Below are 14,446 nucleotides of genomic sequence, written 5' to 3'. Positions count from 1 at the left end.
GAATTAATAATTAAAAGCAATATAGGACATTATGAATAAAATCAATTGCTTCGTTCCTTTCTCAGGAGCTGCACAAGCGGAAAAGACAGTAAAAGGCCTGCAAGAAACCGGCTTAGTGAATAATATTTATCTGCTCGCCCTACCGGACGTTACAGAAAACCTACCCGGATGCAGTACCCTGCACATGCAATCCATCCAGTCCAGCACTGCTATGAGGTACATCGCCGGACATAGCGATGCAGAATATACGCTGATCTATACAAAATATACAACGCTTGAACTGGGGTTATTCGCCCTGGAGCGTATGATACACATTGCTGAAGACAGTGGTGCAGGCATGGTATACGCTGACCGTTACCAAGTAAAGGAAGGCAAGCAAACCAATGCCCCGGTGATAGATTATCAATTCGGCTCATTGCGCGATGATTTCGACTTCGGTTCCGTACTGTTATTCCGTACGAATGCATTCAAGGAAGCCGCTGCCCGCATGAATGAAGACGAATATAAATTTGCCGGACTTTACGACCTTCGTCTGAAAGTAAGCCAGAAAGCAAGTCTGGTACACATCAACGAGTACCTGTACAGCGAAATCGAAGACGATACCCGCAAAAGCGGTGAGAAGATATTCGATTACGTGGATCCCAGAAACCGCGACCGTCAGATTGAAATGGAACAGGCTTGTACCGAGCATCTGAAAGAAATCGGCGGCTATCTGGCACCTGAATTCAAACAAATAGAATTCTCAGCAGGCAACTTCGAATATGAAGCTTCGGTTATCATCCCTGTACGCAATCGTATCCGTACTATCCGCGATGCCATTCATTCGGTATTGAAGCAAAAGACCGACTTTAAGTTCAACCTGATTATCATCGATAACCACTCTACGGACGGAACCACAGAAGCTATTGACGAATTCAAGAACGACGAACGCCTCATCCACATTATCCCCGAACGCAAGGACCTGGGTATCGGCGGGTGCTGGAACATGGGGGTGCATCATCCCAAGTGTGGTAAATTTGCCGTGCAACTGGACAGCGACGATGTATACAGCGATGAAAATACACTGACCACTATGGTTCGTGCTTTCTATGAACAGAATTGCGCCATGGTGGTAGGTACTTATATGATGACGGACTTCAATATGAATATGATTGCTCCGGGTATTATCGACCATAAAGAATGGACCCCCGAAAACGGACGCAACAATGCACTCCGCATCAATGGTCTGGGTGCTCCGCGTGCTTTCTATACTCCGGTGCTGCGTGAAGTGAAAGTTCCGAATACCAGCTATGGTGAAGACTATGCACTGGGATTAAACTTCTCCCGCCAATACCAGATCGGTCGTGTATATGACGTAGTTTACATGTGCCGCCGCTGGGACGACAACTCGGATGCTTCACTGGATATCGTGAAAATGAATGGTCATAATCTGTATAAAGACCGCATCCGTACTTGGGAACTTCAGGCACGTGTAGCAATGAATAAGAAAGGATAACTATGAACCAAACCATAAACAATTTGTTCACCGAGCAACTAGTCTCCTGGGAAACGGCTCGTAACAACTATGCCGCCCTTTCGGGTGTCCAGGTGAAGGAGTTGAATGTAAACGGTATTCCTTATAAGGTACAGTTCAATCCTGCACGTATCGTTTCTTCGGGAGCCAAAGTAGATGCCCAGTCCATCAAGGAACGCAAATGTTTCCTCTGCCCGGCCAATTTACCGCCGGTGCAGAAAGGAATTCCGTTCGAAGGACATTATAATATCCTGGTCAATCCGTTCCCTATCTTTCCCCGTCACCTGACGATACCGGAAGTGGCACACGTGAACCAGCGCATAGCCGTCCGTTTCAAGGATATGCTGGCATTGGCACAAGCGTTGACGGATTACACAATATTCTATAATGGTCCCAAATGTGGTGCCTCCGCCCCCGATCACGCTCACTTCCAGGCAGGCAACAAAGGTTTCATGCCTATTGAAAAGGACTGGCGCGAACAAGTAGCAGGCAAAGTGGCAGGTTACGGTGAAGCTACCCTCTGGTACTTGAATGACGCTCCCCGTGCAACATTGGTCATTGAAGCAGCCAATAAGAAACATGCTGCCGCCCTGTTCGATATCATTTATCATTCACTGGACATCAAACCGGGAGATGACGAACCGATGATGAATGTATTGGCATGGTACGAAGATGAGAAATGGATCGTATGCGTATTTCCACGTGAGAAGCACCGTCCGGCTTGCTATACAGCCGAAGGAGATGCCAATTTATTGAGCAGTCCTGCATCCGTAGACCTCGGCGGAGTGTTTATCACACCGGTCGAAAAAGACTTTCTCAAGATTACCGCCGAAGACATAGCCCAGATCCTGAGCGAAGTATCGCTTTCTGCCGAAGACTTCCATCAGGTACGTCAGCGCATTAAAGAGAAGATATAATAAAACGGAGTATCCTTATTCTCCTCCGGAGAGGGGAATTAAGATAGTAATTAATAAGATAATATGAAAGAACCCAAAGTACACGTAGGCATATTGTTCGAGCCGCAAATAGAGTTTATCCTGCTGAATCCGTACCGCATCAACGGTATAGAAATCAGTGGCAAGCAGGTTGTGACCTACAACGAAGGCAGGATACTGTGGAACGGACGCCTTTATGACGAGCTTCTATTTGAACCTGTAAACGAAGCTACCGACGCTTTCGAACTGCTTGATGTCACCATCGGCATCAACTTCCACTGGGAGCGTAAAGAAGACCAGCGCTTCCTGGGTTCTCTGAAGATTATTGTGGAGAACAAGAAGCTGACAGGCATCAACGTCATCCACGTAGAAGATTACCTGACCAGCGTAATCTCCAGTGAGATGAGCGCAACGGCTTCGTTAGAGTTGTTGAAGGCACATGCAGTGATTTCACGAAGCTGGCTTTTGGCTCAGATTCATAAGAACAAGGAGATTACGGAAACCCAAGCAGAGTATTCCGCTTTCACCCAGACAGATGAAGAGTTAATCCGTTGGTACGACCGTGAAGACCACACGCGCTTCGACGTCTGTGCAGACGACCATTGCCAGCGTTATCAAGGCATCACCCGCGCCTCCACCGAAATCGTAAAGCAAGCTATCGCTGCCACCCGCGGACAAGTATTGACGTCTGACGGTAAGATATGTGATGCCCGCTTCTCCAAATGCTGCGGCGGTGCATTCGAAGAATTCCAGTATTGCTGGGAAGATACACCCCATCCGTATCTCCGGAAACAACGCGACTTCCGCATCTTCAATCCCAAAACCTGCGACCTCAGCTTTGAAGCTACCCGACCCGGTGGAGGATTACCCGACCTGACGGATGAACAGGAAGCGGAAACGTGGATTCGTACCTCTCCACCGGCCTTCTGCAACACCACAAATAAGAGAATCCTTTCGCAGGTGCTGAACAATTACGACCAGGAAACCACCGACTTCTACCGCTGGAAAATGGAATACACCCAAGAAGAACTTTCTGCACTGATCCTGAAACGCTCCGGCATCGATTACGGGCAAATCATCGATCTTGTCCCTATCGCCCGTGGAACTTCAGGTCGCCTCTGGAAACTGAAAATCGTAGGAACCAAACGGACGCTCACCATCGGCAAAGAACTGGAGATACGCCGTACGCTGTCCACTTCCCATCTCTACAGTTCCGCATTCATAGTAGGTAAGGAAGACGTCTCTCCCGAAGGTATCCCCGGACGCTTCATCCTCACCGGAGCTGGTTGGGGACACGGCGTAGGTTTGTGCCAGATCGGCGCCGCCGTCATGGGCGAGGAAGGATATAAGTATGACGCAATACTGCTGCACTATTACATAGGCGCAAGTATCGAGAAGCTATATGACTAATTCAACAAAACAATAAACAATATCATGAACAGTACAAAAAGAATATCACCGTGGGCATGGGTACCTACCTTATACTTTGCACAAGGCATCCCCTACTTCATAGTCAACAACATCTCGGTACTGATGTTTGCCAAGATGGGTGTTCCCAATGGAGAGATGGCTTTGTTTACGAGTTTGCTGTATCTACCCTGGACCATCAAGCCCTTCTGGAGCCCGTTCATCGACATCATCAAGACCAAACGATGGTGGATCATCTCTATGCAAATCCTGATGTCGATAGCATTCATCCTGTTGACACTGTCTATTCCGAAACCGGATGAAGCAACGATAGCTGCCGGAACAACTCCCATCAGCATGTTCACCATCACACTGGTTCTCTTCATCATTACAGCATTTGCTTCGGCTACACATGATATTGCCGCCGATGGCTTCTACATGCTGGCATTAAGACAGAGCGACCAGGCTGCATTTGTCGGTATCCGAAGCACCTTCTACCGCCTTGCATCCATCTTCGGACAAGGAGTACTCGTAGCCATAGCCGGTGCCATCGAGCTGAGATACAAAGACATTCCACTGTCATGGACCATCACAATGCTGGTTACAGCCGTCATGTTCAGTTTGGTAACTTTCTATCACCTCTTTGCAATACCCAAGCCTACCTCTGACAAGTCTGTGCTGACACCGGGAACAGCCAGTGCAAAAGCCATATTCCAAGAGTTCGGGCGCACATTTGCCACTTACTTCACCAAACCCGGCGTATGGCTGGCCATCGCATTCATGCTGCTTTATCGCCTGCCCGAAGCATTCCTCATCAAGATGTGTATGCCTTTCCTGGTAGCTTCTAAAGAGGCAGGAGGTCTGGAACTTTCCACGGCAGAAGTAGGTATTGTGTATGGCACTATCGGAGTGATATTCCTCACCGTAGGCGGTATCCTGGGCGGATTGTTTGCATCGCGTATCGGACTGAAGAAATCCATTTGGTGGATGGCGGGATGCATGACACTCCCCTGTCTGACCTTCGTCTATCTCGCCATCGGCCAACCCGATAATCTGTTTGCCATCTCCACGGCCATTGCCATCGAGCAGTTCGGCTACGGATTCGGATTCACGGCCTATATGCTTTATATGATGTACTTCTCCGAAGGAGAGTTCAAGACGTCGCACTATGCCATCTGTACCGCCTTCATGGCACTGAGCATGATGATTCCGGGCATGTTTGCAGGTTACCTTCAGGAAGCAGTCGGCTATGTCAACTTCTTCTGGATCGTAATACTCTGCTGTGCCGCCACTATTGTGGTCACGGTGTTTGCCGACAGGAAGATTGACCCGACATACGGGAAGAAGTGATAAGTGATAAAGTGATAAAAAAGAACGATTCATTATGAAAAAGTATATTCTCCTCTGTGTCCTCTGCTTCCTCTGTGGTGCATCGCAGGCACAAAAGATTCGGATAAAGACAGGTATCGAAGTCCTGAAAGATCATAACTTCAAGTGCTTGGAAGGCAAACGCGTAGGTCTGATTACCAACCCCACCGGAGTGGATAATCAGATGAAATCCACCATTGACATTCTGCATGAAGCACCGAACGTAAATTTGGTTGCCCTCTTTGGTCCGGAGCACGGGGTTCGTGGCGACGTACATGCCGGCGACCACGTGACGGACATCAAAGATGCCACCACCGGATTGCCCGTATATTCCCTTTACGGCAAAACCCGCAAGGCTACACCGGAGATGTTGAAAGACATTGACGTATTGGTCTACGATATCCAAGATATCGGTTGCCGCTCATTCACCTATATCAGTACAATGGGACTGGCTATGGAAGCAGCAGCCGAAAACGGTAAAGAATTTATCGTATTGGATCGCCCCAACCCGGTAGGTGGACTCAAGATAGAAGGCAATCTGGTAGAAGATGATTGCATTTCTTTTGTCAGTCAGTTCAAGATTCCGTACCTTTACGGGCTGACTTGCGGTGAGCTGGCATTGATGCTGAACGGAGAAAAGATGATGGCAGCACAATGCAACCTGCACGTTGTGAAGATGAAAGGTTGGAAACGCAAGATGGACTATGTACAAACGGGGTTACAATGGGTACCCTCTTCTCCGCATATCCCCCATCCGCACTCGGCTATATTCTATCCAGTAAGCGGTATTCTGGGGGAACTGGGATACATGTCCATCGGAGTAGGCTATACGATACCCTTCCAGATGTTCGCCGCACAGTGGGTAGAAGCAGAAAAACTGGCGGGAAACCTGAACGCATTGAATGTGCCGGGTGTCGTATTCAGGCCGATGTATCTGAAACCCTTCTACTCCGTGGGTAAGGGTGAATTGCTGCAAGGCGTACAGGTACACATCATGGATGTGCAAAAAGCCCCGCTGAGCGACATCCAGTTCCTGGTAATGCAGGAGATCGCAGCGCTCTATCCTGACCGTGCTGTATTTGAGCATGCCGACAAAGGACGTTTCCGTATGTTCGATATGGTAAGCGGCTCGGAAGAGATACGCAAGCGGTTCTCACAACGCAACCGCTGGGAAGATGTTCGCGACTATTGGTATAAGGATGCTGAAGACTTCCGACGGTTGTCGAAGAAGTACTACTTATACAAATAATAGGACAAAAGAAATTAATCTCAAAAAAGGGTAGGACTGAATGCCATTCAACCGTTACTTGAATAGAGTTCAGTCGTTACCTTAATAGGGTTCAGTCGTTACTTCATTTAGCCCCTTTCCACAACATATTCTGGCAGGGGGGACAAAGGAAGTTTAATTAATATACAATATGGCAAAGAGTAACTATATGGCCTTTCTGCATGATGCCTCCCAGGTCATCCCGCAGGAGAGGATATACACCGACGAACTGCGCCGGTTAGCATGGGGAACAGATGCAGGTTTCTACCGCCTTATCCCACAAATCGTGATTCGTTCCAGCAGCGAAGAGGAGATCTCCGAACTGTTGAGACTTGCCGACCGTTATGGTCTGCCAGTGACGTTTCGTGCCGCAGGAACCAGCTTGTCGGGACAAGCCATTAGTGACTCTATCCTGATAGTAGCCGGAAAACATTGGGAGAAGTACAGCATTTCTCCCGATCATGAACAGATTACCTTGCAACCGGGCATCATCGGTCAGCGGGTTAACGAGATTCTCGCACCCTACGGACGTAAGTTTGCTCCGGACCCGGCAAGTGTGAAATCGGCCATGGTAGGCGGCATCGTCATGAACAACGCCTCGGGCATGAATTGCGGCACACATGCCAATAGTGACAAGGTACTTCTCTCCGCCCGCATCGTATTGGCGGACGGCACCGTGCTGGATACAGGGGACGACATTTCGCGTGCTTCCTTCGAAGCCACCCACCCCGATTTCCTTAACCGCATCTGCGAACTGCGCGATCGGATACGTGCCAACGAAGAACTCGCTGCACGCATCCACTACAAATACTCCATCAAGAACGTAACCGGACTGAACCTTCTGCCATTTGTCCGTTTCGATGATCCATTCGATATTATTGCCCACCTGATGGTAGGTTCGGAAGGCACGCTTGCGTTCCTTTCCCAAATTACCATGCGCACAGAGTACGACTATCCGTACAAGGCTAGCGCCATGCTCTATTTTACCAACATCAAGGATGCCTGCCGGGCGGTGGTGGCGATGAAAGAACTCTCAAATGACAATACTTCCGCATCAGAAGCAGACAGAAAGATAGTAAAAGGCGCCGAACTGCTGGACTATAAGAGCCTCTCTTCGGTAGAAGATCCTGTCTACTTAAAGTATAAGCAAGAAGTTGCCGATGCCTCCGGCCTCACAGCCGTGCTGACCGAAACCAAAGCCCGCACCCGCGAGGAACTGGAACAGAACATCTCAGTAATCGAGGAATGTCTGAAAACTTTCAGCACCTACATCCCCGTGCACTTCACCGACCGGCCGGAAGAATATTCCAAGTATTGGGCTATCCGCTCAGGCATATTCCCATCCGTAGGTGGTACACGCCAGCCGGGCACTACCTGCCTCATCGAGGACGTAGCCTTCCACATCGAAGACCTGCCCGAAGCCACTGCCGACCTGCAACAGCTCATCGCCCGCCACGGCTACGATGATGCCTGCATCTACGGTCATGCCCTGGAAGGCAACTACCATTTTATCCTGAACCAGTCCTTCAGTACCGACGCCGAAGTAAAGCGCTACGAGGACCTAATGAATGACGTAAAGACTCTGGTAGTCGATAAATACGACGGTTCGCTGAAAGCAGAACATGGCACCGGACGCAACATGGCCCCCTTCGTGAAATATGAATGGGGAGAGGCAGCTTTTGAAGCCATGAAGGCAGTCAAGCAGTTGTTCGACCCGAAAGGGCTGCTCAATCCGGGCGTTATCTTCAATGATGACCCGCAATGCCACATCAAGAACTTCAAACCGTTGCCGTTGATTCCTATCGACGAAGCCAGTCCTGCCGAAAAAGTAAACAAGTGCATCGAATGTGGCTTCTGCGAAGTGAACTGCCTGTCGTGCGGCTTTACCCTTTCTTCGCGCCAGCGCATTGTATTGCAACGGGAAATATCACGTCTGAAACAAAGCGGCACAGCCCCGGAACGTCTGTCTCTACTCGAAAAACAATACCGCTACCCGGGCAATCAAACTTGCGCAGGAGACGGACTATGCTCCATGTCTTGCCCGATGAATATCAATACAGGCGACCTGACCCACATCATCCGACAGGAAATACTGCCGAAAGGTAGCCTCGGATATAAAGCAGGAGATTTCGTAGCCAATCACTTCGCCGGTGTTAAGAGTAGTCTACGCCCCGTTTTATCATTAGCCAATTTCGGACACTCCGTATTAGGAACCAAAGCCATGAGCAGCATTACGAAAGGGATGCACAATGTATTGGGCGTACCTTTGTGGACGTCTGCCATGCCGAAAGCTTATTCAATTGACAAGTCACAATTGTCAACTGTCAATTGTCAATTAAACAAAGTAGTTTATTTCCCCAGCTGCATCAACCAAACCATGGGCCTCCCGAAAAAATCCCCCGTGGAGCAACCTTTGGTAAACAAGATGATCTCCCTCCTACAAAAAGGCGGTTACGAAGTCATCTTCCCCAAGGACATGGACAAGCTCTGCTGCGGCACCATCTGGGAAAGTAAAGGTATGCTCGACATTGCCGACCGCAAAGCCGCCGAACTTGAAGCCGCCCTTTGGGAAGCCAGCGAGCAAGGCAAATACCCTGTTCTCTGCGACCAGAGCCCCTGTCTGCACCGCATGCGCGAAACCATTCAAAAGATGAAACTCTACGAACCTGCAGAATTCATCTACACTTTCCTGCGAGACAAACTGGTCTTCACGCAGACCGACCGCCCCGTAGCTGTACACATCACCTGCTCCATGCGCAAAATGGGTCTGGCAGATACGATTATCTCCCTGGCAAAACTCTGTTCTACGCATGTCTTCGTACCCGAAGAAGTAGGCTGCTGTGGTTTTGCCGGCGACCGTGGATTCACCTATCCTGAACTGAATTCCTATGCCTTGCGCAAACTCCGTCCGCAGATAGAAGCATCGGGTATCACTATCGGCTACTCCAACAGTCGTACTTGCGAAATAGGACTGACTACCAACTCAGGTATCCCCTACGTCTCTATCGCCTATCTTGTAGACCAATGCACGAAGAGAATTGTCAATTGAATAAATAACTTAACACACTTATTACAATGAACAGTCAGACTAAGACAAACAAGCGCATTCTTGCCCTCGACATCCTTCGTGGTGTCACCATCGCGGGCATGATTATGGTGAACAACCCCGGCACTTGGGGACATATATATGCCCCCCTGCGCCACGCTGAGTGGAATGGCCTCACCCCCACCGATCTCGTCTTCCCTTTCTTCATGTTCATCATGGGTATCTCTACCTATATCTCCCTGAAGAAGTACAATTTCGAGTTCAGCCATGCAGCCGCCATGAAGATATTGAAGCGTACCATTATCATCTTCCTGATCGGACTTGCCATCGGCTGGTTCTCCAGATTCTGTTACTACTGGGCAGGTTCCCATGAAGGACTCAGCTTCGGCGAACAACTCTGGGCATCCGTCTGGACCTTCGACCGCATCCGTATCCTGGGTGTCATGCAGCGTCTGGCCCTTTGCTACGGTGCTACCGCTATCATTGCGCTGACCATGAAACACCGTCATATCCCTTACCTCATTGCCACATTGCTGGTAGGTTACTTCATCCTGCTGATGTGTGGCAACGGATTTGCTTACAACGAAACCAATATCCTCTCCATAGTAGACCGTGCCATCCTCACCCCCGCACACATGTACAAGGATAACGGCATTGATCCCGAAGGTCTTTTAAGCACCATCCCCTCTATTGCCCATGTATTACTGGGCTTCTGCGTGGGTCGCATGATGCTGGACAGCAATAAAACCGAGAACCGCGAGACGTTATTGAACTCTCACCTGATCAAGTTATTCCTGATTGGCACCATCCTTACCTTCGCAGGCTTCCTGCTGAGCTACGGTTGTCCTATCAACAAGAAAATCTGGTCTCCCACCTTCGTTCTCACCACTTGCGGACTAGCCTCCAGTTTTCTGGCACTGCTCATCTGGATCATCGATGTAAAAGGATACAAGAAATGGTGTACTTTCTTCGAGGCTTTCGGTGTAAATCCCCTGTTCATGTATGTTCTGGGTGGAGTACTCAGCATTCTGTTCGGCAGCATCAGCTTCCCCTGGGGTGATGGCAGCATCAGCATACACGGGTTCTTATACAAGATCGTTCTCATGCCGATATTCGGTGAGACAGGCGGTTCACTGGCCTATGCATTGCTCTTTGTAGCCATCAATTGGTGCATCGGCTATCAATTGTATAAACGGAAGATATATATCAAGATATAGTAGCAAGCAGATAAATCGGCAAAAGACTATAATACCGATAAATATAAACGATGAATAATTAAAATTAAACGATATGATATTAATAGCAGACAGTGGCTCTACAAAAACCGATTGGTGTGTTGTAGAGAAAGGTAAACTCATCCAACAGATTTCTACGAAAGGTATCAACCCTTTCTTTCAGTCGGAAGAGGAGATCAGTAATGAAATTGCGACAGCGCTGCTGCCCCAGTTAACGACCCATGCCTTCGACGCTGTGTACTTTTATGGTGCCGGCTGTGGCTTCCCCGACAAAATTGCCATGGTACACCGTGCCATTATCCAGCATCTCCAGGTTTCGGGCGACGAAGTGGAAGTAAATACAGACATGCTTGCCGCCGCCCGCGGACTTTGCGGACACGAACCGGGCATAGCCTGCATCATGGGCACAGGTTCCAACTCGTGTTATTACGACGGCAAACATATTGGTGCCAACGTCTCCCCCCTGGGTTTCATCCTTGGCGACGAAGGTAGCGGTGCTTGCCTGGGCAAATTGCTGGTAGGTGATATTCTGAAGAATCAAATGACTCCGGAACTGAAAGAGAAGTTCCTCAAACAGTTCAATCTGGAACCGGCAGACATCATCGACCGTGTATACCGCAAACCATTCCCGAACCGCTTCTTGGCAAGCCTGTCTCCATTCCTCGCTCAGAATCTGGATGAGCCTTGTGTGCGCACGCTGGTGCTGAACAGTTTCAAGGCTTTCCTGAAAAGGAACGTCATGCAATACGATTATCAGCATAGCAAGGTACATTTCATCGGCTCCGTAGCATTCCATTATAAGGAGGTACTTGCCGAGGCCGCACAGGAAATGGGCATTCAAATAGGTACCATTCTCCAAAGCCCTATGGAAGGCCTGATTAGCTACCATAGCTAACCATCCCAGCCTCCATAAATCATAAATAATAAATCATAAATCTCATCATCATCATGGCATTCGTAAAGATATCAGAGCAACCTTCGCTCTACAACGACTTAGAAAAGAAATCTGTCCGCGAAATATTAGAGGACATCAACACAGAAGACCAGAAAGTGGCATTGGCTGTTCAGAAAGCTATCCCACAGATTGAGAAACTGGTGAAACAAATCGTTCCACGCATGAAGCAAGGCGGACGCATCTTTTATATGGGAGCAGGTACCAGCGGTCGCCTGGGTGTGCTGGATGCATCGGAAATTCCTCCAACATTCGGTATGCCTCCTACACTCGTCATCGGACTGATAGCAGGTGGTGATACAGCCCTGCGCAATCCGGTGGAAAATGCGGAGGACGATATGCGTCGCGGTTGGGAAGAGTTGGTTGAACGTAACATTACGGATAAAGATACCGTCATCGGCATTGCTGCTTCCGGCACGACTCCTTACGTTATCGGCGCCATGCAGAAAGCACGCGAGCACGGCATTCTTACAGGCTGCATCACCAGCAACCCCGACTCTCCGATGGCAGCAGAAGCAGATGTTCCCATCGAAATGATTGTAGGACCGGAGTACGTAACAGGTAGCTCACGCATGAAATCGGGTACGGGACAGAAAATGATACTGAACATGATTACCACTTCTGTCATGATACAGCTGGGCCGCGTGAAAGGTAATAAGATGGTGAACATGCAGCTGAGTAACCAGAAATTGGTAGACCGTGGCACCCGCATGATTGTAGAAGAACTGGGATTGGACTATGGAAAGGCAAAGGCACTGTTGCTAATGCATGGTTCAGTGAAAAAGGCAGTGGATGCTTATAGGGGGGTAACATTATGAAACTCCTCCCTTCCCTTTTCTTTTTTGTATTGCTTGCCCTGCAAGCCAATGCACAATCCTTGCAACGTGTTGCCCCCGAACAAGTAGGCATGGATTCCCGTCATTTGCTATACGCTGACGAAGCGATAGAAACCGCCATCGCCAATAAAGACATTCCCGGTGCCGTGCTCGCTGTAGTACGCAACGGGAAGATGGCTTACCTCAAAGCATACGGCAACAAGTGTGTGTACCCTAACACCGAGCCTATGACCGTAAACACTATTTTCGATATGGCTTCATGCAGCAAACCCATGTCCACTGCCATCTGTACCCATATTCTGGCAGAACGTGGCAAGCTCCGCCTCCTGGACCCCGTCAACCTCTACATCCCTGAATTTAAATCCTGGGTGAGCGAAGACGGAAAAGATAAGAAAATCATCCGTATCGCCGACCTGCTAACGCACACTTCCGGTCTCCCCCCTTATGCCCCAACCAGTGAATTGGAGAAACAATATGGCTCTCCCAGCCCCGACGGAATGATAGAGTACATAGCCAACTGCCGCCGCGACTTCAAGCCGCAGACCGATTTCCAATACAGTTGCCTTAACTACATCACCCTGCAACGCATCATCGAAACCGTCAGCGGACAATCTTTACGTGACTTCGCTCGCGAAAATCTTTTTGATGTATTAGGCATGGCCCATACCGACTATCTCCCCTGCAAGCGCGACAAGGATGGAAAATGGATAAACAGCGCCCTCCCCCACTGGGCAAAAACCGATCTCCACAGCACCGCCAATTGTCAACTGTCAACTGTCAATTGTCAATTGAAAAACGTCGCTCCCACCGAAAAGCAACCCGACGGCAGCGTCCTCTGCGGACAAGTACACGACCCACTCGCCCGCGTCATGAATGGCGGTATTTCCGGCAATGCCGGTGTATTCTCTTGCGCCGAAGACATAGCTGTCCTCTGCGCCGCTCTGCAAAACGGCGGAGAATGGAACGGACGCCGCATCCTCAGCCCATTGGGAGTAAAAACTATGCGTACCGTCCCTCGTGCTACCGCTACATTAGGACGCACTTTAGGATGGGATAACTTCACCGCCTACGCTTCCAATAACGGAGATTATTTTGGTCCGAATACCTACGGGCACACCGGATACACCGGTACTTCCATCATCATAGATCCGGACAACGACACTTCCGTCATCCTGCTTGTCAATGCCGTGCATCCCGAAGACGGTCACAGCATGGTTCGTCTGCGCTCTCTGGTAGCCAATGTTGTTGCAGCTTCTATCTATCCCACCCCACGTATTTATACGGACCATTACTATAAGCGCTTCCTGCAATTCATGGATGAACCTGCCATTACTTCCAAAGACATCGTCATGGTGGGCAACAGCCTTACAGAAGGTGGCGGTGACTGGAACGCCCGCCTCAACAAGAAAAACATCCGTAACCGTGGTATCATCGGTGATGAAGTTATGGGTATTTACGACCGACTGCACCAGATACTTCCGGGACACCCTAAGAAATTATTCCTCCTTGCCGGTGTCAACGACATCTCACACGACCTCACTGTGGACAGCATCGTCAGTATGATACGCATGACCGTAGAGCGCATTCAGCGTGAATCTCCCGATACGAGACTCTACCTGCAAAGTCTCCTGCCTTTCGATGAGAGCTTCGGACGTTACAAAAAGCTAACCGGAAAAACCGACATGGTTCCCGAAATCAATGCACAACTGGAAATTTTAGCTAAAGATCGCAAGATTACATTCATCAACCTCTTCCCGTTATTTACAGCGAAAGGCACGAATGTACTGCGCAAAGAACTGACCAGTGACGGCTTGCACCTGAATGAAGAAGGATATAAAATTTGGGTGAAAGCGTTGAAAAAGAGGATGTGAAATAGAGTATAAAAAG

10 protein-coding genes are annotated in these 14,446 nt (G+C 49.2%); all 10 read left to right on the top strand.

Annotated features, from left to right (window positions below; all coding sequences use genetic code 11):
* Positions 1-31: 31 nt before the first annotated feature.
* The gene (locus tag DW182_RS09420; RefSeq protein ID WP_118295337.1) at positions 32-1,495 is read left to right on the top strand and encodes a glycosyltransferase family A protein; all 1,464 of its coding nucleotides are present in this window, start codon (positions 32-34) and stop codon (positions 1,493-1,495) included.
* 2 nt (positions 1,496-1,497) lie between these two features.
* Positions 1,498-2,430: a DUF4922 domain-containing protein gene (locus tag DW182_RS09415; RefSeq protein ID WP_007660610.1), complete on the top strand. Its 933-nt coding sequence runs from the start codon at positions 1,498-1,500 to the stop codon at positions 2,428-2,430.
* Between the two features lie 63 nt (positions 2,431-2,493).
* On the top strand, positions 2,494-3,858 hold the full coding sequence (locus DW182_RS09410) for a SpoIID/LytB domain-containing protein (RefSeq protein WP_118295336.1): 1,365 nt from the start codon (positions 2,494-2,496) through the stop codon (positions 3,856-3,858).
* A 24-nt stretch (positions 3,859-3,882) separates the two neighbouring features.
* Complete coding sequence (locus DW182_RS09405; RefSeq protein WP_007660612.1) at positions 3,883-5,205, top strand: MFS transporter; 1,323 nt, start codon at positions 3,883-3,885, stop codon at positions 5,203-5,205.
* A gap of 34 nt (positions 5,206-5,239) precedes the next feature.
* Positions 5,240-6,472, top strand: a complete 1,233-nt coding sequence (locus DW182_RS09400) for an exo-beta-N-acetylmuramidase NamZ domain-containing protein (protein ID WP_118295335.1) — start codon at positions 5,240-5,242, stop codon at positions 6,470-6,472.
* A 169-nt stretch (positions 6,473-6,641) separates the two neighbouring features.
* Complete coding sequence (locus tag DW182_RS09395) at positions 6,642-9,539, top strand: FAD-binding and (Fe-S)-binding domain-containing protein (RefSeq protein ID WP_118295334.1); 2,898 nt, start codon at positions 6,642-6,644, stop codon at positions 9,537-9,539.
* 26 nt (positions 9,540-9,565) lie between these two features.
* Positions 9,566-10,753 (top strand): acyltransferase family protein, encoded by a 1,188-nt coding sequence (locus DW182_RS09390; protein ID WP_117707972.1) that lies wholly within the window; start codon positions 9,566-9,568, stop codon positions 10,751-10,753.
* 73 nt (positions 10,754-10,826) lie between these two features.
* On the top strand, positions 10,827-11,666 hold the full coding sequence (locus tag DW182_RS09385; RefSeq protein ID WP_044533712.1) for an ATPase: 840 nt from the start codon (positions 10,827-10,829) through the stop codon (positions 11,664-11,666).
* A gap of 53 nt (positions 11,667-11,719) precedes the next feature.
* A complete protein-coding gene (gene murQ / locus DW182_RS09380) occupies positions 11,720-12,541 on the top strand; it encodes an N-acetylmuramic acid 6-phosphate etherase (protein WP_117707971.1) in 822 nt (273 codons plus the stop codon).
* The gene (locus DW182_RS09375; RefSeq protein ID WP_118295333.1) at positions 12,538-14,430 is read left to right on the top strand and encodes a serine hydrolase; all 1,893 of its coding nucleotides are present in this window, start codon (positions 12,538-12,540) and stop codon (positions 14,428-14,430) included. Before murQ ends, DW182_RS09375 begins: the two co-directional genes overlap by 4 nt.
* Positions 14,431-14,446 lie beyond the last annotated feature (16 nt).

The organism is Bacteroides sp. AM16-24, from assembly GCF_003471885.1.
Lineage (GTDB): Bacteria > Bacteroidota > Bacteroidia > Bacteroidales > Bacteroidaceae > Bacteroides.
Note: the sequence above shows the minus strand (reverse complement) of the source record. Positions and strands in the feature narration are given on the sequence as shown.

What these genes read in the sequence shown, in the direction of transcription:
- DW182_RS09420 (WP_118295337.1), top strand. Translation starts at nt 32, where the DNA reads ATGAATAAAATCAATTGCTTCGTTCCTTTCTCAGGAGCTGCACAAGCG.
- DW182_RS09415 (WP_007660610.1), top strand. Translation starts at nt 1,498, where the DNA reads ATGAACCAAACCATAAACAATTTGTTCACCGAGCAACTAGTCTCCTGG.
- DW182_RS09410 (WP_118295336.1), top strand. Translation starts at nt 2,494, where the DNA reads ATGAAAGAACCCAAAGTACACGTAGGCATATTGTTCGAGCCGCAAATA.
- DW182_RS09405 (WP_007660612.1), top strand. Translation starts at nt 3,883, where the DNA reads ATGAACAGTACAAAAAGAATATCACCGTGGGCATGGGTACCTACCTTA.
- DW182_RS09400 (WP_118295335.1), top strand. Translation starts at nt 5,240, where the DNA reads ATGAAAAAGTATATTCTCCTCTGTGTCCTCTGCTTCCTCTGTGGTGCA.
- DW182_RS09395 (WP_118295334.1), top strand. Translation starts at nt 6,642, where the DNA reads ATGGCAAAGAGTAACTATATGGCCTTTCTGCATGATGCCTCCCAGGTC.
- DW182_RS09390 (WP_117707972.1), top strand. Translation starts at nt 9,566, where the DNA reads ATGAACAGTCAGACTAAGACAAACAAGCGCATTCTTGCCCTCGACATC.
- DW182_RS09385 (WP_044533712.1), top strand. Translation starts at nt 10,827, where the DNA reads ATGATATTAATAGCAGACAGTGGCTCTACAAAAACCGATTGGTGTGTT.
- murQ (WP_117707971.1), top strand. Translation starts at nt 11,720, where the DNA reads ATGGCATTCGTAAAGATATCAGAGCAACCTTCGCTCTACAACGACTTA.
- DW182_RS09375 (WP_118295333.1), top strand. Translation starts at nt 12,538, where the DNA reads ATGAAACTCCTCCCTTCCCTTTTCTTTTTTGTATTGCTTGCCCTGCAA.